This is a genomic window from Brevundimonas sp. (assembly GCF_031082345.1).
GTDB lineage: Bacteria > Pseudomonadota > Alphaproteobacteria > Caulobacterales > Caulobacteraceae > Brevundimonas.
In genome coordinates this window covers 1-20,297 of the sequence record NZ_JAVHLH010000008.1, presented here as the reverse complement: position 1 = coordinate 20,297, position 20,297 = coordinate 1, and the positions used below count along the sequence as shown (strand labels likewise).

The 20,297-nt window shown below is 68.2% G+C and carries 25 protein-coding genes; 21 read left to right on the top strand and 4 right to left on the bottom strand.

Going from position 1 to position 20,297, the window contains the following annotated elements:
• The first annotated feature begins 16 nt into the window (after positions 1–16).
• The 4 genes from RDU12_RS01225 to ygiD all read left to right on the top strand — a co-directional run bounded on the left by RDU12_RS01225 (position 17) and on the right by ygiD (position 2,868).
• Positions 17–958 carry a M15 family metallopeptidase gene (locus RDU12_RS01225; RefSeq protein WP_308683979.1) on the top strand — a complete coding sequence of 314 codons (942 nt, stop codon included), beginning with the start codon at positions 17–19 and terminating at the stop codon, positions 956–958.
• Entirely contained in the window at positions 955–1,422 is a 468-nt protein-coding gene (locus RDU12_RS01220) for a hypothetical protein (protein ID WP_300289484.1), read from the top strand. Before RDU12_RS01225 ends, RDU12_RS01220 begins: the two co-directional genes overlap by 4 nt.
• A gap of 88 nt (positions 1,423–1,510) precedes the next feature.
• Positions 1,511–2,113 (top strand): NAD(P)H:quinone oxidoreductase, encoded by a 603-nt coding sequence (gene wrbA, locus RDU12_RS01215; protein ID WP_300289483.1) that lies wholly within the window; start codon positions 1,511–1,513, stop codon positions 2,111–2,113.
• The gene (gene ygiD, locus RDU12_RS01210) at positions 2,113–2,868 is read left to right on the top strand and encodes a 4,5-DOPA dioxygenase extradiol (protein WP_300289482.1); all 756 of its coding nucleotides are present in this window, start codon (positions 2,113–2,115) and stop codon (positions 2,866–2,868) included. The genes wrbA and ygiD overlap by 1 nt, the downstream gene beginning before the upstream one ends.
• A 53-nt stretch (positions 2,869–2,921) precedes the next feature.
• Here the strand turns inward: ygiD and RDU12_RS01205 are convergent, their stop codons facing one another.
• Entirely contained in the window at positions 2,922–4,481 is a 1,560-nt protein-coding gene (locus RDU12_RS01205) for an AMP-binding protein (RefSeq protein ID WP_374990174.1), read from the bottom strand.
• 162 nt (positions 4,482–4,643) lie between these two features.
• Between RDU12_RS01205 and lipA the strand changes: the two genes are divergently transcribed.
• The 16 genes from lipA (at position 4,644) to RDU12_RS01125 (ending at position 18,143) form a co-directional block, all read left to right on the top strand.
• Positions 4,644–5,606: a lipoyl synthase gene (gene lipA, locus RDU12_RS01200; protein WP_300289479.1), complete on the top strand. Its 963-nt coding sequence runs from the start codon at positions 4,644–4,646 to the stop codon at positions 5,604–5,606.
• Positions 5,607–5,613: 7 nt separating this feature from the next.
• Positions 5,614–6,069 carry a type II toxin-antitoxin system RatA family toxin gene (locus tag RDU12_RS01195; RefSeq protein WP_300289478.1) on the top strand — a complete coding sequence of 152 codons (456 nt, stop codon included), beginning with the start codon at positions 5,614–5,616 and terminating at the stop codon, positions 6,067–6,069.
• Complete coding sequence (locus RDU12_RS01190; protein ID WP_308683978.1) at positions 6,066–7,178, top strand: NAD(P)/FAD-dependent oxidoreductase; 1,113 nt, start codon at positions 6,066–6,068, stop codon at positions 7,176–7,178. Before RDU12_RS01195 ends, RDU12_RS01190 begins: the two co-directional genes overlap by 4 nt.
• On the top strand, positions 7,171–7,701 hold the full coding sequence (locus tag RDU12_RS01185) for a GNAT family N-acetyltransferase (protein ID WP_300289929.1): 531 nt from the start codon (positions 7,171–7,173) through the stop codon (positions 7,699–7,701). The genes RDU12_RS01190 and RDU12_RS01185 overlap by 8 nt, the downstream gene beginning before the upstream one ends.
• The gene (locus tag RDU12_RS01180; protein WP_308683977.1) at positions 7,688–8,248 is read left to right on the top strand and encodes a GNAT family N-acetyltransferase; all 561 of its coding nucleotides are present in this window, start codon (positions 7,688–7,690) and stop codon (positions 8,246–8,248) included. Before RDU12_RS01185 ends, RDU12_RS01180 begins: the two co-directional genes overlap by 14 nt.
• A 126-nt stretch (positions 8,249–8,374) precedes the next feature.
• On the top strand, positions 8,375–8,557 hold the full coding sequence (rpmF, locus tag RDU12_RS01175; protein WP_123286562.1) for a 50S ribosomal protein L32: 183 nt from the start codon (positions 8,375–8,377) through the stop codon (positions 8,555–8,557).
• Between the two features lie 93 nt (positions 8,558–8,650).
• On the top strand, positions 8,651–9,262 hold the full coding sequence (locus RDU12_RS01170) for a hypothetical protein (protein ID WP_300289931.1): 612 nt from the start codon (positions 8,651–8,653) through the stop codon (positions 9,260–9,262).
• Positions 9,263–9,333: 71 nt separating this feature from the next.
• Positions 9,334–10,611, top strand: a complete 1,278-nt coding sequence (gene eno, locus RDU12_RS01165) for a phosphopyruvate hydratase (RefSeq protein ID WP_300289932.1) — start codon at positions 9,334–9,336, stop codon at positions 10,609–10,611.
• 140 nt (positions 10,612–10,751) lie between these two features.
• Positions 10,752–11,069 carry a septum formation initiator family protein gene (locus RDU12_RS01160; RefSeq protein ID WP_374990175.1) on the top strand — a complete coding sequence of 106 codons (318 nt, stop codon included), beginning with the start codon at positions 10,752–10,754 and terminating at the stop codon, positions 11,067–11,069.
• A gap of 113 nt (positions 11,070–11,182) precedes the next feature.
• The gene (gene pdhA / locus RDU12_RS01155; RefSeq protein WP_300289934.1) at positions 11,183–12,217 is read left to right on the top strand and encodes a pyruvate dehydrogenase (acetyl-transferring) E1 component subunit alpha; all 1,035 of its coding nucleotides are present in this window, start codon (positions 11,183–11,185) and stop codon (positions 12,215–12,217) included.
• Positions 12,214–13,581, top strand: a complete 1,368-nt coding sequence (locus tag RDU12_RS01150) for a pyruvate dehydrogenase complex E1 component subunit beta (protein WP_300289935.1) — start codon at positions 12,214–12,216, stop codon at positions 13,579–13,581. Before pdhA ends, RDU12_RS01150 begins: the two co-directional genes overlap by 4 nt.
• Positions 13,578–13,895: a DUF5076 domain-containing protein gene (locus tag RDU12_RS01145; protein ID WP_300289936.1), complete on the top strand. Its 318-nt coding sequence runs from the start codon at positions 13,578–13,580 to the stop codon at positions 13,893–13,895. The genes RDU12_RS01150 and RDU12_RS01145 overlap by 4 nt, the downstream gene beginning before the upstream one ends.
• Complete coding sequence (locus RDU12_RS01140) at positions 13,892–15,160, top strand: pyruvate dehydrogenase complex dihydrolipoamide acetyltransferase (RefSeq protein WP_300289937.1); 1,269 nt, start codon at positions 13,892–13,894, stop codon at positions 15,158–15,160. The genes RDU12_RS01145 and RDU12_RS01140 overlap by 4 nt, the downstream gene beginning before the upstream one ends.
• A 58-nt stretch (positions 15,161–15,218) precedes the next feature.
• Positions 15,219–16,184 carry a hypothetical protein gene (locus RDU12_RS01135; protein WP_308683976.1) on the top strand — a complete coding sequence of 322 codons (966 nt, stop codon included), beginning with the start codon at positions 15,219–15,221 and terminating at the stop codon, positions 16,182–16,184.
• Positions 16,185–16,266: 82 nt separating this feature from the next.
• A complete protein-coding gene (lpdA, locus tag RDU12_RS01130) occupies positions 16,267–17,670 on the top strand; it encodes a dihydrolipoyl dehydrogenase (RefSeq protein ID WP_300291333.1) in 1,404 nt (467 codons plus the stop codon).
• The gene (locus tag RDU12_RS01125; RefSeq protein WP_300291335.1) at positions 17,670–18,143 is read left to right on the top strand and encodes a GNAT family N-acetyltransferase; all 474 of its coding nucleotides are present in this window, start codon (positions 17,670–17,672) and stop codon (positions 18,141–18,143) included. The genes lpdA and RDU12_RS01125 overlap by 1 nt, the downstream gene beginning before the upstream one ends.
• On the opposite strand, the gene RDU12_RS01120 is transcribed toward RDU12_RS01125, so the two are convergent.
• The 3 genes from RDU12_RS01120 to RDU12_RS01110 all read right to left on the bottom strand — a co-directional run bounded on the left by RDU12_RS01120 (position 18,140) and on the right by RDU12_RS01110 (position 19,339).
• Positions 18,140–18,322, bottom strand: coding sequence for a DUF3606 domain-containing protein (locus RDU12_RS01120; protein ID WP_013269402.1), 183 nt, complete (start codon positions 18,320–18,322; stop codon positions 18,140–18,142). The two genes, RDU12_RS01125 and RDU12_RS01120, sit on opposite strands and share 4 nt — an antisense overlap.
• A 116-nt stretch (positions 18,323–18,438) precedes the next feature.
• Positions 18,439–18,861, bottom strand: a complete 423-nt coding sequence (locus tag RDU12_RS01115) for a hypothetical protein (RefSeq protein ID WP_300291337.1) — start codon at positions 18,859–18,861, stop codon at positions 18,439–18,441.
• Between the two features lie 46 nt (positions 18,862–18,907).
• Positions 18,908–19,339: a PleD family two-component system response regulator gene (locus tag RDU12_RS01110; protein ID WP_300291339.1), complete on the bottom strand. Its 432-nt coding sequence runs from the start codon at positions 19,337–19,339 to the stop codon at positions 18,908–18,910.
• A gap of 206 nt (positions 19,340–19,545) precedes the next feature.
• Between RDU12_RS01110 and RDU12_RS01105 the strand changes: the two genes are divergently transcribed.
• Positions 19,546–20,297, top strand: a 752-nt coding sequence (locus tag RDU12_RS01105; RefSeq protein ID WP_308683975.1) for a HAMP domain-containing protein, incomplete at its 3' end; no start/stop codon positions are given.

Below are 20,297 nucleotides of genomic sequence, written 5' to 3'. Positions count from 1 at the left end.
CGACGGGCGAAGGGTCTTGCCGTGGACACACCGCTGGGGTCACCATCCGGCCATGTCGAACCGCGCCCTCCTGACGATGCTGGCCGCCCTGCCGTTCCTGGCCGGGGCGATGGGGAGCGCGGGCGAGGCGCACGCGCAGTCGTCGTCCGGGGTGGCGGAAGTGTGCGATGCGGATCAGATCGAATGGGGCGCGCCGGCGCTGGCCAATGCGATCTCGCACTATTCGCTGGAATGGGCGCCGTTCGGCCCGACCGAGTGGGGTTGGGAGACCTATCTGCCGCTGATCCAGAAGGAGCTGGGCACCGGCTGCGCGCCGGGCTCGCCCCGGTTCGCCCGGGCCTTGGCCGAGTTCCAGTACGCCCACAGCCTGCCGGCCACCGGCTGGTTCGACCCGGCGACCTTCCAGGTCTTCCGCGGCCTGTGGCAGGAGCGCCGGCCCTTCATCATGGAGCGGGTCCGCGAACAGCCGTGTCCCGATCCGCCGCCGCTGTATCAGCTCGGCTATCTGGTCGAGTCCGAGGAGCACGCCGACCGGCTGACCCGCCTGTTGCGGCGCGACGTGCTGGCGGCCTACCGGCTGATGGTGGCGGCGGCGCGGGAAGAAGTGCCCGAGGTCGCGGCGGATCGTGAGCTGTTGCAGATCTTCTCCGGTTTCCGGGACCCGGAGGCCGACGCGGCCCGCTGCGCCGCCCAGGGCAATTGCGACGGCCTGCGCCGGGCGGTCTGTTCCCCGCACCGCACCGGCACGGCGGTCGACCTCTATGTCGGCCAGATGGGCCAGATGGGCGTCGACAACACCTCGCCGAACAGCCGGCTGCATATGAGCCGCACCGCCACCTACCGCTGGCTGGTCCAGAACGCCCACCGCTTCGGCTTCGTGCCGTATGTCTATGAGCCCTGGCACTGGGAGTGGGTCAGCCCGACGGGCGGCTATGCGGTGACCATGGTCGCGCCTTGATCCGGCCGCTGACCGACGGCGAAACGGACTTGGCGCGAGAGGCCTTCGGCGACGCCCTATGCTGCGCGAAGGTCCGCCTGCTGGGCGCGCCCTGGCCGGTCGTTCGCGCCTTTGTGCCCGGCCGCTGGTTCGGCCGCGACTGGATCGTCTGGCCCGGCCGATCCCTGCCGTCGGACATCGCCGCGGCGCCGGTGAAGGTCCAGGCGGTGCTGATCCATGAACTGACCCACGTGTGGCAGGCGCAGCAGGGGATCAATCTGCTGACCGGCAAGCTGCGGGCGGGCGATCGTCCGGCCTCCTACGCCTATCCGACCGGCATGGACTGCAGTTGGGGAAGTCTCAATATCGAGCAGCAGGCGATGGTGGTGGAACACCGCTTCCGCCTGCTCAGGGGCGGCGCGGTTCCGGCGCCGGCCGAGTTCTACGACCGTATCTGTCCGCTGGGGCCGCGGATCAAAACCTGACCGGGGGGACTTGTCCGCCTGTCAGCGGAACCTATTTCCGCTACAGTCGCTGTTACTAATAGAGCAGCCCAGTCAAGCGGAGAGTCCGATGCCCAAGATCCTTGTCCTGTATCATTCCACCCGCGGCCACGTTGAAGCCATGGCCGAAGCCGTCGCGGCCGGCGCACGCTCGGTGGACGGCGCCGAGGTCGACATCAAGCGGGTCGAGGAACTCGTGCCCGAGGACCAGGCCCGCAAGAGCGGCTACAAGCTGGACCAGGCCGCGCCGATCGCCAGGGTGGCCGACCTGAACGGCTATGACGCCATCATCGTCGGGGCGGGGACCCGCTACGGCACGGCGGCGTCGCAGATGCGCAATTTCCTCGACCAGACCGGCGGCCTGTGGATGAAGGGCGCCCTTGTCGGCAAGGTCGGCTCGGCCTTCACCTCCACCGCGACGCAGCACGGCGGGCAGGAGACGACGCTGATCGGCCTGATCCAGACCCTGCTGCATCACGGCATGATCGTCACCGGACTGCCTTACGCCTGGGAAGGCCAGCAGCGCATGGACGAGATCACCGGCGGCTCGCCCTACGGCGCCACCACCATCACGGGCGGCGACGGCTCGCGCATGCCCAGCGACAACGAGCTGGAGGGCGCCCGCTGGCAGGGCCGCTATGTCGCGGAGACGGCGAAGAAGCTGTTCGGCTGATGCGCCAGCCCGTCCTCTTCTTCGGCCACGGTTCGCCGATGAATGCGCTGGGCGGTTCCTGCGCGGACGTCTGGCGCGAGATCGGCCGGGCGGTCGGCAAGCCGAAAGGCGTGCTCATGGTCTCGGCTCACTGGGAGACGGACGGGCCCGCCGTCACCGCGCAGTCGACGCCGGAAACCATCCACGATTTCGGCGCCTTCCCGGATGAACTGCATGCGATGCAGTATCCCGCGCCGGGCTCGCCCGACCTGGCCGCCCGGGTCGCGGACCTGACCGGGGCGGCGCCGACCGACCAGTGGGGCCTGGATCACGGGACCTGGTCCGTGCTGACCCACGTCTGGCCCGAGGCGGACGTGCCGGTCGTGCAGCTGTCGCTGGATCGCGGGCTGGACGCCCGGGGCCATTTCGACCTGGCGCGAAAGCTGGCGCCGCTGCGGGACGAGGGGGTGGTGATCGCCGGCTCGGGCGACTTCGTCCACAATCTGCGCACCTGGAAGCGGGCCGGCGGCGAGCCTTATGGCTGGGCGACGCAGTTCAACGAGGCGGTCAAGGCGGCGCTGGTCCGCGGCGACGACGACGCCCTGATCGACTGGGTCGGCCTCGCCGAGGACGCGCAGATGAGCGTGCCGACCGACGAGCATTTCCTGCCGCTGCTCTACGTCGCCGCCCAGCGCCGGCCGAACGAGGACGTCCGCTTCTTCAACGACGTCATCGAGGGCGGATCGATCTCGATGACGGGCGTGCGGATCGGCTAGCGGCTTCATCATCGCGTCCGCCGACCACGGGCCGGGGCCTGCGGCGGCGGAACCTAGGCGGCCTTGTCGAGGTCCACCATCTGCTGGATCGCCACATAGTCGGTCTTGCCGGTGCCGAGCACCGGCAGTTCGCCCACGCGCAGGATCTTCTTCGGCACGGCCAGTTCCGGCGCGCCGTGGCTACGGGCCCATTCGGCGAGACGGGCGACGTCGGCGTCCTTGCGGTCGGTGACCAGCACCAGTTTTTCGCCCTTGCGGCTGTCGGGGATGGAGACCACGGCGTGGCGCGCCTCCGGCCATACAGCGCTGGCGAGGCCCTCGACGGCGGTCAGCGACACCATCTCTCCGCCGATCTTGGCGAACCGTTTCGCCCGCCCGAGGATGCAGATATAGCCCTCGTCGTCGACCGCGACGATGTCGCCCGTGTCGTGCCAGCCGTCCTTGAGCGGCTCGATGGCGTTGGGGTCGTCGGGCGAGAGATAGCCCTTCATCACATTGGGACCGCGCAGATACAGCCGCCCGCCCTCGTCGATGCCGTCGACCGGCTCCAGTCGCCATTCCATGCCGGGAAGGATCTGGCCGACGGTTCCGGGCCGGTTGCGGTCCGGATGGTTCACAGCCACCACGGGCGCGGCCTCAGTGGCGCCGTAGCCCTCCAGCAGCTTGAGGCCGTGGAAACGGGTGTTGAACAGGTGATGGGTCTCGTCGCGGACCCGCTCGGCCCCGGCCACGACGAATTTCAGGGTCGAGAAGTCGTCCGGCCCCGCCACCCGGGCGTACTGGTTCAGGAAGGTGTCGGTGGCGAACAGGATCGACGCCTTCACCTGCGGCAGCAGTTCGACGATCTGCTTGGCGTGCAGGGGTGAAGGGTACTGGAACGCCTTCAGTCCCTGCAGCAGCGGCAGCAGCACGCCGCCGGTCAGGCCGAAGCAGTGGAAGGTCGGCAGCGGGTTGAACATCACCCAGTCGGGGTCCAGATCGATGTGCTGGGCCACCTGGCGGCAGTTGGCCACGAGGTTCCACTGGCTGAGCACCACCCCCTTGGGCGCGCCGAAACTGCCCGAGGTGAACAGCACCACGCCGGGCGAGAACGGGTCGGTCTTCACCCTGAACCGCTTCGGCATCATGCCGGCCATCAGCCCGTACAGCTTGTCCGGCAGACCGATCGATTCGCGCACGTCGTCGAGCCAGACGACCTCGGCGACGCTTTCGATATGGCCGACCAGGTCCGCCAGCTTGGCCTGGTCGATGAACCGTTTCGCCGTCAGGACCTTGCCGACGCCGGCGGCCTTGATGGCGGCCTTCACATTCTGTTCGCCCGAGGTGAAGTTGAGCATCACCGGGACGCGGCCGTGGGCGTGCAGGCCGTAGTAGGTGACCACCACCCCCATGCTGGAGGGCAGCAGGATGCCGACCCGCTCGCCCACCGCCGTCATCGCGGCGATCTTGCGCCCAAGCACAAAGGCCGCGCGGATCAGGCCGGTGTAGGTGAGAGGCTTGCGGTCCTGGTCCTCCAGAATCTCCTTGTCGCCATAGGTGTCGCGGGCCGCGATCAGGGCGTCGAAGATCGTCACCTCGACGGCCTTGGGGTCCAGGGGCAGGCGCAAATACATCCTCCGTGGCGCGTTGGCCGCGCCTTGGTCTGAACGCGCAAACTAGAGCGGGGCGGAGGGGTTGAAAAGATGTGTTACCCGGCGTGACGACCGGGCCCGCCTTGCCTTCGCCACCCGGAAGGACGACATAGCGGTTTCGCACAGCCCGGAGCCCGCGCCGCCTTGGTCACGCTGATCGACACCCTGACGAAGACGCCGGCCGAACTGCGTCACCCGGAAAAGCAGAACCGGCCCGAGACCGCCGTGCTGAAGAAGCCGGACTGGCTGCGCGTCAAGGCGCCCGGTTCCGGCCAGTACAACGCCACCCGCGCCATCGTGAAGGACAAGGGCCTGGTCACGGTCTGCGAGGAGGCGGCCTGCCCGAACATCGGCGAGTGCTGGAGCCAGAAGCACGCCACCCTGATGATCATGGGCGACACCTGCACGCGGGCCTGCGCCTTCTGCAACGTCAAGACCGGCCTGCCGCAGGCCCTCGACCCGGAAGAACCGGCCAAGGTCGGCCTGGCCGTCCAGCAGATGGGGCTGAACCACGTCGTCATCACCTCGGTGGACCGGGACGACCTTTCCGACGGCGGCGCCGCCCACTTCGCCGAGGTGGTGCGCCAGATCCGCCTGCAGGCGCCGGGCACGACCATCGAGATCCTGACGCCCGACTTCCTGCGCAAGGACGGCGCGGCCGAGGTGGTGATCGATGCGACCCCCGACGTCTTCAACCACAACCTCGAGACCGTGCCGCGGCTGTATCTGAAGATCCGGCCCGGGGCCCGCTACTTCCACAGCCTGCGTCTGCTGCAGATGGTCAAGGAGCGCGACCCCAACCAGTTCACCAAGTCCGGCATCATGGTCGGCCTGGGCGAGACCCGCGAAGAGGTCATGCAGGTGATGGACGACATGCGCTCGGCCGGCGTCGACTTCATCACCATCGGCCAGTACCTGCAGCCGACCCGCAAACACGCCGCCATCGACCGCTTCGTCACCCCGGACGAGTTCAAGGCCTATGAGGCCATCGCCCGGGCCAAGGGCTTCCTGATGGTGTCCTCCTCGCCGCTGACCCGCAGTTCGCACCACGCCGGCGAGGATTTCGCGCGGCTGAAGGCGGCGCGCTTGGCCCAGACGGGCCGCTGAGCCGCCGTTGGCCGTCCACCGCGTTACGAAAATCCTGCCCTACCAGCCCGACCAGCTCGCCGCGCTGGTCGCCGACGTGCGCGCCTATCCGGAGTTCGTGCCCTGGGTGTCGTCGATGCGGGCCTGGGGCGAGCGTGAAGAGGCGCCGGGCGTGACCGTGATCGACGCTGAGGCCGGGGTCGGCTTCTCCTTCCTCAAGGAGCGGTTCTCGACCTGGGTCCGGCATGACCGCTATGCGCCCAAGGTCGAGGTCGGCCTGATCCGCGGGCCGTTCCACCACCTGAAAAACCGCTGGGAGTTCTTCCCGCACCCCGAGGGCACGCGGGTCGAATTCTTCATCGACTTCGCCTTCAAGTCACGCCTGCTCGACATGATGCTGCAGGCCAATTTCGACCGCGCCGTCGGCAAGCTGATGCACTGTTTCGAGGCCCGGGCGGCCCATCTCTACGGCCCGAAAGCGTGAGCTTCGATTTCGACGCCGTCGTGGTCGGCGCCGGGGCGGTGGGGCTGGCCTGCGGGCGGTCGCTGGCCGGGCGCGGCCTGTCGGTGCTGGTGCTAGAGACGGAGCCGCACATCGGCCAGGGCGTGTCGTCGCGGAACAGCGAGGTCATCCACGGCGGCCTCTACTATCCGACCGGGTCCCTGAAGGCGCGGTTCTGCGTCGAGGGGCGGCGGTCGCTGTACGCCTTTCTCGACAGCCACAAGGTCGACTACCGCAAATGCGGCAAGCTGGTCGTGGCCACGGATGAAGCCGAGGTCGAGCGCATCGAGACCATCTTCAAACTGGCGACGGCCAACGGGGTCGAGGGGCTGGAGCATCTGACCGGGGCCCAGGCGCGGGCGCTGGAACCGGGGCTGAACGCCCATGCGGCCATCCTGTCGCCGGAGAGCGGCGTGTTCGACAGCCACGGCTACATGCTGGCCCTGCAGGGCGAGATCGAGGACGCGGGCGGTTCGGTCGTGGTCTCCACGCCGTTCGAGCGGGCAGAGGCGCTTCCGGGCGGAGGCTTCACCATCACTGCGGGCGGGGAGGGCGGGGCGACCCTGACCGCGCGGCTGCTGGTCGCCGCGCCGGGACTGGCGGCCCAGGAGGTCGCCGGCCGCATCGAGGGCTACCCCGCCGACCACATCCCCGCCGGCCATTTCGGCAAGGGCGTCTATTTCCGCCTGACCGGCAAGGCGCCGTTCGAGCGGCTGATCTATCCGCCGCCGATCCCGGGCGCGCTCGGCACCCACTATCGTAAGGACCTGGGCGGACAGGCGGTGTTCGGGCCGGACCTCGTCTGGGTCGAGACCGAGGACTATTGGGTCGATCCGGACAAGGCGGCCGAGTTCGAGGGCTATATCCGCCGCTTCTGGCCGAGCCTGCCGCAGGGCGCCCTGACCCCTGACTACGCCGGCATCCGTCCCAAGCTGCATGGGCCAGGCGAACCGCAGCCGGACTTCCAGCTACGCGGCCCCGAAGATCACGGAATTGCCGGACTGATGGCCCTGTTCGGCATCGAAAGCCCGGGCCTGACCAGTTCGCTGGCCATCGGCGAGGCGGTGGCGGAGGCGCTTGTCGATGACTGACATCCTCATCCGCGACGCGACGACAGACGACATCCCGGCGCTGCACCGGCTGATCGAGAGCGCCTACCGCGGCGAGGCGTCCCGGGCCGGCTGGACCACGGAGGCCGATCTGCTGGCGGGACAGCGCACCGACCCCGACGATCTGGCCTCCATCCTCGCCGACCCGGCCCAGGCCATGCTCACCGCCTGGCGGGGCGAGGCCCTGCTGGGCTGCATCCTGATCGCCGACCGCGGCGAGGGGACGGGCTATTTCGGCATGCTCTCGGTCAGCCCGACCCTGCAGGGCGGCGGTCTGGGCCGCCGGATGGTCGAGGCCGCGCACGCCGCGCTCGCGGAGCGGTTCGGCGCGCGTCGGGTGCGCATATCGGTCTTTCCGCAACGCGAGACCCTGATCGCCTGGTACCGGCGGCTGGGATACGAGCCGACGGGCGAGACCCTGCCGTTCCCCTATGGTGATCCCCGGTTCGGCCTGCCGCTCAGGGACGACCTGCATTTCATCGTCCTGGAACGTGCACTGGCTTGACCATTCCGGCGGCGCGCTGCACTGGCCGGGGATGGAAATCCGCACGCCCCGGCTGACCCTGCGATCCGCCCGCCCGGACGACCTGAAGGCGATGCACGCCGTGCTGTCGGACCCGCGCGCCACCCGCTGGTGGTCGACGCCGCCGCATGACAGCCTGGAACAGACGGCGACGTGGCTGGACAGCATGATCGCCAACGGCCCCGACCAGCCGGACTTCGTCATCGAGCGCGACGGCGTCGTGATCGGCAAGGCGGGTTTCTGGAAACTGCCGGAGGTCGGCTACATCCTGCATCCCGACCATTGGGGGCAGGGGTTCGCCGGCGAGGCGGTGGCGGCGTCGATCGACCATGTCTTCGGCACGCGGGACGTCGACGACCTGACCGCCGATGTCGATCCCGAAAACACCGCCTCGATTCGCCTGCTGGAACGACTCGGCTTCGTGAAGACCGGCTTCGCCGAGCGGACCTGGGAGGTCGGCGGCGAGTGGAAGGACAGCCTGTATTACGGGCTGTCGCGGGCGGACTGGAGCGCACGTCAGCGGACTTGAACTCCCGGACGGGTTCAGGCATAAGCCCGCGCTCACGTGGCGGCTCTCTCGGGGGCCGCCGCAGTTGTTTTCGCGCTTTCGGTCTCCGGACCCGGGGCGCCCGACCTTAAGAAGATTGAGACGGACATGGCCGTTCCGAAGCGCAAAGTATCGCCCTCGCGTCGCAACATGCGCCGCGCCCACGACTCGCTGGGCTCCAACCCGCACGTCGAGGACAAGGACACGGGCGAGCTGCGCCGCTCGCACCACATCGACCTGAAGACCGGCACCTATCGCGGCCGCCAGGTCCTGACGCCCAAGGAAGACTAGGTCTTCACCCCACGGCGACTGAACATTGACGGCGCGCGGTTCACCGCGCGCCGTTTTCGTGCGTTTTTAGCTCCGAACCGAGGAGCCGCCGCCATGATCCGCCCCCTTCTGCTCACCTCCGCCGTCCTGATGCTGGCCGCCTGCGGCGCGCCGGATTCCGAGCCATCGCCCACAGCCCCGCCCGAGGGGCCGACGGAACCGTCGGCGCCGGCGACCCCCGTCGACGCCAATGCGGTGACCGCCCAGGGCTGGGGCCCGCTCCGCATCGGCATGACCCGCGCCGAGGTCGTGGCTGCGCTGGGACCGGACGCCAATCCCGACGCCGTCGGAGGGCCCGATCCGGAGTCGTGCGACATGTTCCGCCCGGAACGCGCTCCCCAAGGGCTGATGGTGATGGTCGAGAACGGCGTCCTGACCAGCCTGTGGCTCAGTCGCGACGCGACGCTGAAAACCGATCGCGGCTTTGGCGTCGGCGACGAGGCCGCCGCCATCAAGTCGGCCTATGGGACGGCCGCGACGGCCAGCCCGCACAAATACAGCGAGGCTCCGGCGGAATACATCACCGCCTGGAGCAGCGGCGGCGGCGCGGACTATGTCCAGGACCCGACCTCGCGGGGCATCAGCTATCACATCGGCAACGACGGCCGGGTGCAGCACGTGGCCGCCGGCGGTCCCAGCATCCAGTACGTCGAGGGGTGCGCCTGACGGGTTGCGGTTGGCGATTCGGCGGGGCCTGCGCTAAACCCCGCCGACTTCCCTGACAGCAGAGCGCACCCATGACCGACATCGCCGACATCGTCGCCCGCCAGATCCTCGACAGCCGCGGCAATCCGACGGTGGAGGTCGATGTCATCCTCGATGACGGCAGCTTCGGCCGGGCGGCGGTGCCCTCCGGCGCCTCGACCGGGGCCCACGAGGCGGTCGAACTGCGCGACGGCGACAAGGACCAGTGGGGCGGCAAGGGCGTCGGCAAGGCCGTCGACGCTGTCAACGGCGAGATCTTCGACGCCCTCAGCGGCATGGACGCCGAGGACCAGCGCCGCATCGACGAGGCCCTGATCGGTCTCGACGGCACGCCGAACAAGAGCCGGCTGGGCGCCAACGCCATTCTCGGGGTCAGCCTGGCCTGCGCCAAGGCCAGCGCCATCTCGTCGGGCCTGCCGCTGCATCGCTATCTGGGCGGCGTCTCCGCCCGCATCCTGCCGACGCCGATGATGAACATCATCAACGGCGGGGCCCACGCCGACAATCCGATCGACATCCAGGAATTCATGATCCTGCCGACCGGGGCGGACAGCTTCTCCGAAGCCCTGCGCATGGGCGCCGAGATCTTCCACGCCCTGAAGAAGCAGCTGAAGGACGCCGGCCACAACACCAACGTCGGCGACGAGGGCGGCTTTGCCCCCAACCTGGCCTCGGCCGAGGAGGCGCTGAGCTTCATCACCCGGGCCGGTCAGGCGGCGGGCTATCTGGCCGGAGAGGATTTTCACCTCGGCCTCGACGTGGCCGCGACCGAGTTCTTCAAGGACGGCAAATACGTCATGGCCGGGGAGGGCAAAACGCTCGAGGCCGACGCCATGGTCGGCTACCTCGCCGACCTGTGCGAACGCTTCCCGATCGTCTCGATCGAGGACGGCTGCGCCGAGGATGATTTCGACGGCTGGAAGCTGCTGACCGACCGGCTGGGCGACCGCGTCCAGATCGTCGGCGACGACCTGTTCGTGACCAACCCGGCCCGTCTGGCCGCCGGAATCGGTGAGGGACTGGCCAACTCCATCCTGATAAAAGTCAATCAGATCGGAACCTTGTCCGAGACTCTTGACGCCGTGGATATGGCGCACCGGGCCGGCTACACCGCCGTGATGAGCCACCGCTCGGGCGAGACCGAGGACTCGACCATCGCCGACCTGGCCGTGGCCACCAACTGCGGACAGATCAAGACCGGCTCGCTGGCCCGTTCGGACCGCACGGCCAAGTACAACCAGCTGCTCCGCATCGAGGAAATGCTGGGCGACCAAGGCGCCTATTACGGCGACGGCATGCTGCTGAAATAACCCCCAGATCGGCCGCGCTTCGACGGTTGTCCGGAGATGCCGGGTTCTATGGTCAAGCTACGGTTTGTTAGGCATTTTCGGTCAGGATTCATTGATTGTGAGTCCACGCTCAGAAGGAGCGTCCGTCAGTGCCCGAACGGATGAAGCCGTATTTCCCGTCAGCCATGCTGTTGCTGCTGATCGCCTATCTGGGGGTCCAGGCCCTCACCGGCGAGCGCGGCCTGCTGAGCGGCGGCGAGCGCGACGCCATGATGCTGCGCCGCGAGGCCCAACTGGCCGGCATTCTGGAGCAGCGCCGCGATCTGGAAATCCGGGCGCAGTATCTGCGCACCGACAGCCTGTCGCGCGACCTGCTGGAGGAACGGGCCCGCGCCGTGCTGGGCTTCGCCGACCCGCGCGACTACGTCATCCGGGTCTCCGCGCGCGCTCCGGAAGCCCCGGCCGCACCGCGCGCGTGAACTTTCGTTACAGCGCTGCCGGCGCGCTTTGCGTTTCGGGAACGAAGGCTGCTAAAGCCCCTTTCCGTAACGACAAGAGGTCCTGGAACCGGGGCCCAGCCGGGAGATGACGGATGGCGAAAGCCCCCGCCGCCAAAGCTGATTCCAGCAAGGCGACCAAACTGCCCAACACGCCCACGGCCTCGAAGGAGGACCTGCTGCGCTTCTATCGCGAGATGGTGCTGATCCGCCGTTTCGAAGAGCGCGCCGGCCAGCTGTACGGAATGGGGCTGATCGGCGGCTTCTGTCACCTGTACATCGGCCAGGAAGCCGTGGCCGTCGGCGTTCAGGAGAGCGTCAAACAGGGCCACGACAAGATCATCACCGGCTACCGCGACCACGGCCATATGCTGGCCGCCGGCATGGACCCCAAGGAGGTCATGGCCGAGCTCACCGGCCGCATCGGCGGCTCGTCGAAGGGCAAGGGCGGGTCGATGCACATGTTCGACACCGCCACCGGCTTCTACGGCGGCCACGGCATCGTCGGGGCCCAGGTGGCGCTGGGCACCGGCCTGGCCTTCGCCGGCCGCTACCGCGGCGATGACTCGGTCGCTTTCGTCTATTTCGGCGACGGGGCGGCCAACCAGGGGCAGGTCTACGAGAGCTTCAACATGGCCCAGCTGTGGAAGCTGCCGGCCATCTACATCATCGAGAACAACCAGTACGCCATGGGCACGAGCATCGAGCGCTCGTCCTCCACGACCGACCTGAGCCAGCGCGGCGCCAGCTTCGGCATCCCCGGAGAACAGGTCGACGGCATGGACGTGCTGGCCGTGCGGGACGCGGTGGCCAAGGCCGTCAAGCGGGCGAGGGAAGGGGGCGGCCCCTTCATCCTTGAGGTGAAGACCTACCGCTATCGTGGCCATTCCATGAGCGATCCGGCCAAATACCGCACCAAGGAAGAGGTCGACGAGGTCAAGAAGACCCGCGACCCGATCGACCATATCAAGAGCCTGCTGGCCGCCGCCAAGGCGACCGAGGACGAGCTCAAGGCCATCGACGCCGAGGTCAAGGCCATCGTCGCCGAAGCCGTTCAATTCGCCCAGGAAAGCCCGGAACCGGATCCCTCCGAGCTCTACACCGACGTCTATGTGGAGGCCTCAGCGTGACCGACATTCTCATGCCGGCGCTGTCGCCCACGATGGAAGAGGGCACGCTGACCAAATGGCACATCAAGGCGGGCGACACGGTCTCCGCCGGCCAGGTCATCGCCGAGATCGAAACCGACAAGGCGACCATGGAGGTCGAAGCCGTCGACGAGGGCGAGGTGCTTGAGATCCTCGTGGCCGAGGGCTCGGAAAACGTGAAGGTCAATACGCCGATCGCCCGTCTGGCGGGCGAAGACGGCGCGGCCGCTCCGGCTCCCAAGGCTGACGCTCCGCCCGCGGATGCGCCGAAGGGCGAGACCAAGGCTCCGGCAGAAGGCGCGCCGGCCGACGCCCCGGTCAAGCCGAAGACCGAACTGCGCGATCCGGAAATCCCGGCCGACGCCAAACTGGTCAAGACCACCATCCGCGACGCCCTGCGCGACGCCATGGCGGAGGAGATGCGCCGCGACGAGGGCGTCTTCCTGATCGGCGAGGAAGTCGCCCAGTACCAGGGCGCCTACAAGGTCAGCCGCGAGCTGCTGCAGGAGTTCGGCGACAAGCGCGTCGTCGACACCCCGATCACCGAGCACGGCTTCGCCGGCCTCGGCGTCGGCGCGGCGATGGCCGGGCTGAAGCCGATCGTCGAGTTCATGACCTTCAACTTCGCCATGCAGGCCATCGACCACATCATCAATTCGGCGGCCAAGACGCTCTACATGTCGGGCGGCCAGATCCGCGCCAGCATCGTCTTCCGCGGGCCCAACGGCGCCGCCAGCCGCGTCGGGGCCCAGCACAGCCAGGACTATTCGGCCTGGTACGCCCAGGTGCCCGGCCTGAAGGTTATCGCGCCGTATGACGCGGCCGACGCCAAGGGGCTGATGAAGTCGGCCATCCGCGACCCCAACCCCGTCGTCTTCCTCGAGCACGAGATGATGTACGGGCTGGAGTTCGACGTGCCCGAGGTCGAGGACTGGCTGGTCCCGATCGGCAAGGCCAAGGTCCGCCGCGAGGGGACCGACGTCACCATCACCGCCCACAGCCGCATGGTCGGCTTCGCCCTGCAGGCCGCCGAGAAACTGGCGGAGGAGGGGATCAGCTGCGAGGTCGTCGACCTGCGCACCCTGCGGCCGCTGGATCACGAGACCATCGTCGAGAGCGTCAAGAAGACCAGCCGCCTAGTCTCGGCCGAAGAGGGCTGGGGTCCGATGGGCGTCGGCGCCGAGGTCGTGGCGAGGGTCATCGAACACGCCTTCGACTATCTGGATGCGCCGCCGTTGCGGGTCCATCAGGAGGACGTGCCGCTGCCCTACGCCGCCAATCTGGAGGCCCTGTCGCTGCCCGGCGTGGACAAGATCGTCGCCGCCGTGAAGCAGGTGATGGCATGAGCGAGCGCGAGGAGCACCAGCTGAAGACGCCCGCCAGCGTCGCCGCCGACCCGGAGGCGATCGAAATCCTGCGGATGTGGTGGTCGAAGCAGGAGCCGGTCATGTCGATCAAGCCGGCCTTCAATGACCCGGCCATGTTCGGCCGCATGCTGGCCTACGCCGCGACCCACATGGCGCACGGCTACAAGGTGCGGCACGGGATGGACGAGCGGGCGGCCTACAATCAGATTCTCGCCGGCATGAGCGACGCCCTCAAGGCGCAGAACGTCCAGACCGTCGCCGAACCCACGGACGAGACAGGGAGCGCGCAATGACCGACATCCTGATGCCCGCCCTGTCGCCCACCATGGAGGAGGGCGTCCTGGCCAAATGGCACGTCAAGGTCGGCGACACGGTCAAGGCCGGCGACGTCATCGCCGAGATCGAGACCGACAAGGCGACCATGGAGGTCGAGGCCGTCGACGAGGGCGAGATCACTGACATCCTCGTGGCCGAGGGCTCCGAGGGGGTGAAGGTCAATACGCCGATCGCCCGTCTGAAGGACGAAGGCGGCGCGGCCGCCCCCGCTCCGAAGGCCGAGGCTTCAAAGGCTGAAGCGCCGAAAGCCGAGGCGGCGAAGCCGGAGCCTTCGAAGGCCGACGCCACGCCTGCGCCGAAGGCCCCGGCGAAAGCCGACGGCGAGCGCATCTTCGCCTCGCCCCTGGCGCGCCGTCTGGCGGCCCAGGCCGGGATCGACCTGTCCACGGTCAAGGGCACCGGTCCGCACGGCCGGATCGTCAAACGCGACCTCGAGGGTGCGGAGAAGGGCTCCGCTCCGTCCGCGGCCGCCGCGGCGCCATCCGGCGAGACCCGCAAGGTCCAGTCGCTGGCCCAGATGGGCATCCCCGACGGCAGCTACGACCTCGTCCCGCTGGACGGCATGCGCAAGGCCATCGCCCGGCGCCTGACCGACAGCTTCCGCGACGTGCCGCATTTCCCGCTCAACATCGACTGCGAGATCGACGGCCTCCTGGCGTCGCGGGCGCGGGTCAACGCCATGCTGGAGAAGGACGGGATCAAGGTCTCGGTCAACGACTTCATCATCAAGGCCAGCGCCATGGCCCTGAAGGCGGTGCCGGAGGCCAACGCCAGCTATTCGCCCGAAGGCATCGCCATGCACCACCACGCCGATGTGGCCATGGCGGTTGCGATCGACGGCGGCCTGATCACTCCGATCATCCGCAAGGCCGAGACCAAGACCCTGTCGCAGATCGCGACCGAGTCGAAGGACTTGGCCAAGCGCGCCCGCGACCGCAAGCTGAAACCCGAGGAGTTCCAGGGCGGCACCTTCAGCGTGTCCAACCTCGGCATGTTCGGCATCCAGTCGTTCGCCTCGATCATCAACGAGCCCCAGGGCGCGATCATGAGCGTCGGGGCCGGGGAGCCGCGCCCCGTGGTCAAGGACGGCCAACTGGCCGTGGCCACGGTGATGACCGTCACCCTGACCTGCGATCACCGCGTCGTGGACGGCGCCATCGGCGCGAAATTCCTGCAGGTCTTCAAGGCGATGATCGAAGACCCGGTCACGATGCTGGCCTGACGGCGGGGCTTGCGGCCTGCCGCCGCCCGGTCAAGATGGGCCGGACGGGGGAGGCTGCATGTCAGAACGCCAGCCGGTTGAGGACGAGGCCGCCTGCCGGGCGTGCGGGACCGCTCTGCGCGGTCGCTACTGCCATACCTGCGGCCAGGACACGCTCGCCCGGCCCCGTCCCCTGCGCGACTGGGCGGCCGAGGCCTTCTCCGAAACCAATCTGGTCGACGGACGCACCGCGCGTACGCTCGTCGCGCTGGCGGTGAAGCCGGGGCGGCTGCTGGAAGCCTGCCGCGACGGCGCGGGCTCGCTCTACCAGACCCCGACGAAGCTGTTCGTGGTCGTCACGGCCCTGTTCCTGCTGACGTTGAACTTCGCCGACGTGCAGCTGTACCAGTACCTCGCGCAGGTGACGGATCCGGACCGTCCCGTCACCGCGCGCGCCGATCCGGACGGCGCGACGGTTCACCTCGAGAACGCGACCCAGGGCGAGCGATGGATGCAGCGGCGCGTCGAGCCGGCCATCGACCCCGCCGTCACCGCGGCGATCGCGGCCGCGGCGGCGCGCGCCACGACCGAAACCGACCGCCAGAACCTGCTCTACGAGAACGTTTCCAACCTGGAACAGGCGGCGATCTCCGAGCGGCTGGCTGGCTGGCTGCCCAATGCGATCTGGCTGCTGATGCCGCTCTACGCCCTGATGCTGGCGCCGTTCTTTGGACGAAGGCGGCTGATCATGGAGCATCTGGTGTTCGCCATGTGGGCGCATATCACCGCCTTCATCCTGCTGATCCTGCTGGCCCTGGCGAACAAGTACGGGGCGAACGCGCCGGCGTGGCCCCTCGTGCTGCCGTTCCTGACCTATTTCACGTTGGCGGCCAGCCGCTACTACGGCGTCAGCCGGCTTCAGGCGCTCATTCGCGGCGCGATCCATCTGGCGCTCTACTTCAGCCTGGTGCTTTTTCCCGCGGCCCTCGTGGCGGCGCTGACCGTCATGGATCTGGAAGCGTGGATGGCCTTCATGCTGGCCTGACATTTCGTTTCGCGGCGAGGCGGGGAGGGTGCCTTTCGCGTTCCCGGCGGGTTAAGAGGCGCTGCTCAAGGAGATTATTCGTATGGCTGAGTTCGATCTGATCGTCATCGGTTCCGGTCCCGGCGGCTATGTGGCCGCCATTCGCGCCAGCCAGCTGGGCCTGAAGACGGCGATCGTCGAGCGCGAGGCGCTGGGCGGCATCTGCCTGAACTGGGGCTGCATCCCGACCAAGGCGCTGCTCAAGTCGGGCGAGAAATACGAGAGCCTGTCGCATCTGAAGGACTACGGTCTGTCGGCCGAGAAGGTCGGCTTCGATTTCGACGCCATCATCCAGCGCTCGCGCGGCGTGGCCGCCCAGATGAACAAGGGCGTCGCCTTCCTGATGAAGAAGCACAAGATCGAGGTGATCGAGGGCTCGGCGAAGCTGGAGAAGGGCGCTGCGGCCCCGAAAGTCGTCGTCGCGCTGAAGGCCGGCGGTTCGCGCACGGTCGAGGCGAAGACCGTGATGCTGGCGGTGGGAGCCCGCGCCAAGGCGATCCCGCAGATCGGTCTCGAGGCCGACGGCGACCGCATCTGGGCCTATCGCGAGGCCATGGCCCCCAAGAAGATGCCGGCCTCGATCGTGGTCATCGGCTCTGGCGCCATCGGCGTGGAATTCGGCAGCTTCTACAGAGCCTTGGGCGTGGAAGTTACCGTGGTGGAAGCGGTCGACCGGATCATGCCGGTCGAGGACGAGGAGGTCTCGAAGGCCGCTCAGAAGGCCTTCGAGAAGCGCGGCATGAAATTCCGCGCCGGCTGCAAGGTCACCAAGGTGTCGAAGGGCGGGAAGGGGGTTCAGGTCGCCATCGAGGCCGGCGGCAAGGCCGAGACCCTGGAGGCCGAGGTGTGCATTTCGGCGGTCGGCATCACCGCCAACACCGACGGCATCGGCCTGGAGGCGCTGGGCGTGAACATGGACCGCGGCCACATCACCATCGACGGCCATTGCCAGACGAATGTGAAGGGGCTGTACGCCATCGGCGACTGCGCCGGCGCGCCCTGGCTGGCCCACAAGGCCTCGCACGAGGGCATCCACGCCGCCGAGCATATCGCCGGCTACAAGACGCCGAACGTCCACTCGCCGATCGCCGGCTGCACCTACGCCCAGCCGCAGGTCGCCTCGGTCGGGATCACCGAGCAGGGGGCCCGCGAGGCCAAACGCGAGGTCAAGGTCGGCCGCTTCCCGTTCCGGGTGAACGGCAAGGCCGTGGCCGCCGGCGAGATCGAGGGCTTCGTCAAGGTGATCTTCGACGCCAGGACCGGCGCGCTGATCGGGGCCCACATGATCGGCGCCGAGGTCACCGAGATGATCCAGGGCTTCGTCACCGCCATCGCCATGGAGGCCACGGAGGAGGAGATGCACGGCATCGTCTATCCGCACCCGACCATGTCCGAGGCCATGCACGAGGCCTCGCTGGACGCGTACCAACGGGTGCTGCACCTGTAGTGATCCTGCCGGTCGAGGATGCTGATTTCGACGACCTGAACGAACGGGGTCTCGTGCGCGGACTTCGGGTCGCGGACGGGGGTGTCGCACCGGCGCCCGTCGTGGCCATGCTACGGGACCTCGCTCGCAAGGTCGGGGTGACCTGCAGCCCGGCGGCATGGTGGATCGTGGACGGCGGTGAGGTCGTGGGCCTGTGCTCGATCAAGGCCGAGCCGACAGAAGATGGCGCTATCGAGATCGGCTATGGCGTTGCGGAAACCCGGCACGGGCAGGGGATCGCCAGGCAGGCGGTGAGTGAAGTTCTGGCCTGGGCCCGGCTTCGCGGCGACCTGACAGCCGTGATTGCGGAAACGTCCATCAGCAATCCGGCCTCACAGCGAGTCCTTGAGCGGAACGGGTTCACGCGGACCGGGACGCGGGTCGACCCCGATGATGGCATCATGGTCTGCTGGCGCGCTTCGGCGTCGGTCTAACGCTTCTTGCCGAGCTCGGCGGCGATGTCCTTGACCATGCGGCCGGCCTTGCGGTGGGCGGCGGTGATCTGGTCGCGGGTGACGCCCCAGCGCTTCATCCAGTATTCGACGGCCTGACGCTCCGACAGGTCGAGCCGGTCCTTGTCGATGAATCCGCGCTTGTCCTTCAGGCCCGCCATGGTCGCTCCTTGTCCGGGAAGGAGGCGTAGCGCGAGAACGCGGGATTGGCGAGAGCCCGGGGCGCCGCCATGTTGCGCCTAAGATATATTATGCGAAATCGGATGACCCATCGGGATTACTCGGCGGTCGCTTCGCCTTCGCCGCGCCGGGCCCCCTGACGCCGGTCGTCCTGCTGCCTGCGTCCGCCGTTCAGCATCATCAGCTCGAGACGGATCTCGGTCAGCCGCTGCTCCACGAAGCCGAGCGCCACGACAATGACCGCGACGGCCAGCGCGCCCGCCTCGAAGGCCAGGGTGACATACGGCAGCGAGACCTGGGCGATCTGGCTGTAGACGACGGTGATCACCATGATGGTGGCGACGACGCCGAGAGCGCTGAGGCCGACGCCGCGCAGCGTCGAACGCATCGGCGCATTCTGGTTGACGCGCGTGCCCGGCTTGCGCCGGTCTCGACCCCGCCGTTCGGCGCGCGCCCGCCGTTCCCGGACAAGCGCCGCCTCTTCCTGTTTGTGGGCCAGTGTTTCGGCTTCCATGGCCATCACTCACTCCTGTTCGAGATTGCTGCCAGACGTCCAGTCGGGAGGGTCATGCCGCGGCCCTTCCGGCAGCGGCCACCCGTTCGGCGCGCAGGACATAACGGATCTGGTAGGCGAGCAGCCGCCAGTTCAGCGGCTTCATCACGAAAGACGTGGCGCCGAGGTGGAAGCAACGGTCTATGGCTTCGACGTCCTCGCGGCCCGTCTGGACAATGACGGCGAGATCTTTCAGCGCCGGATCGGTCCGGATGCGGGTCAGAACCTCGAAGCCGTCGACGCCGGGCATCTCAAGGTCGAGAAGGACGAGGTCGTAGCGGGCGTTCTTCAGGCAAGCGAGCGCGGCGTCGCCGTCCTCGGCGAGATCGACCTGCGTGCTCGGGGTGGCCAGATTGACCTGGGCGAAGGCTCTCAGGATCGGGTCGTCATCGACGAACAGGATCCGGGCCTCGTCCTGCAGGACATAGAAGAAACCGCTACTCATTGGGACCTCCCCGGAAGGCGTCCCGCCTCCCCTCGTCCCCCGACAAGGCTGAGCATTAAGCCTCGAGTCATTAAGGGACAGTATAAACCACAATAACTGAAGGTTATCGGGTGGCCGTATTGGGGAGTTCGTCTCACAGAAGCGGCGGTTCCATTCGCCAGAAGCTGGTAGGGCTGGTCCTTGCCGCCCTGGCGGCGACGTGCGTCGTGGTCGCCCCGATCATGGGCTGGACCGACGCCCGGCGGCAGACCGCGCTCGAGGCGGATGGCCTCACCCAGACGGCCAATGTGATCGGTTCGTTCGCGGCGGACTCTGTCAGGGAGGGCGACCGCGTCGGGACCTTCACGGCGCTCCGCGCCATCGCCCAGACGCCGGCCGTCACCTATGGCCGCATTGAAGCGAAGTCCGGCGAGTTGCTGGCGGAAACCGGCGGCGGCGTGCGGCTGGCGTCCGACGCCCGGGTGACGGACGGCGACCGGATGTCGGTCTGGTCGGTGCTGACGACGGGCACGGTGCAGGTCAGCACGCCCGTGGTCAGCCAGGGCGAACCGGTCGGCCGCATCACCCTTCTGGCCAAGACGCCAGGCCTGCGCGAGCGCGTGCTCGGCTCGGTCCTGGTGGCCCTGCTGGGCACGGCCATCGCGGCGCTGGGCGGCCTGGTGATCGCCCTGCGCATGGCCCGCAGAATCAGCGAACCGATCGTGCGCCTGGCGGCCTTTGCCAATCAGGTGCGCGATTCCGAGGACTATTCCGCCGATCCCGACATCCGCGCCGACGGCGAGGTCGGCGACCTCGTCGGCGGCCTGCGGTCGATGCTGCAGGGCCTGCGCGAGCGTGACCGGCGGATCGCGGACCACGTCGCCGGCCTCGAGGACACGGTGGCGACCCGGACCGCCGAACTGAGCGAGGCCAAGCTCGCGGCCGAGACGGCCAACGCGGCCAAATCGGACTTCCTGGC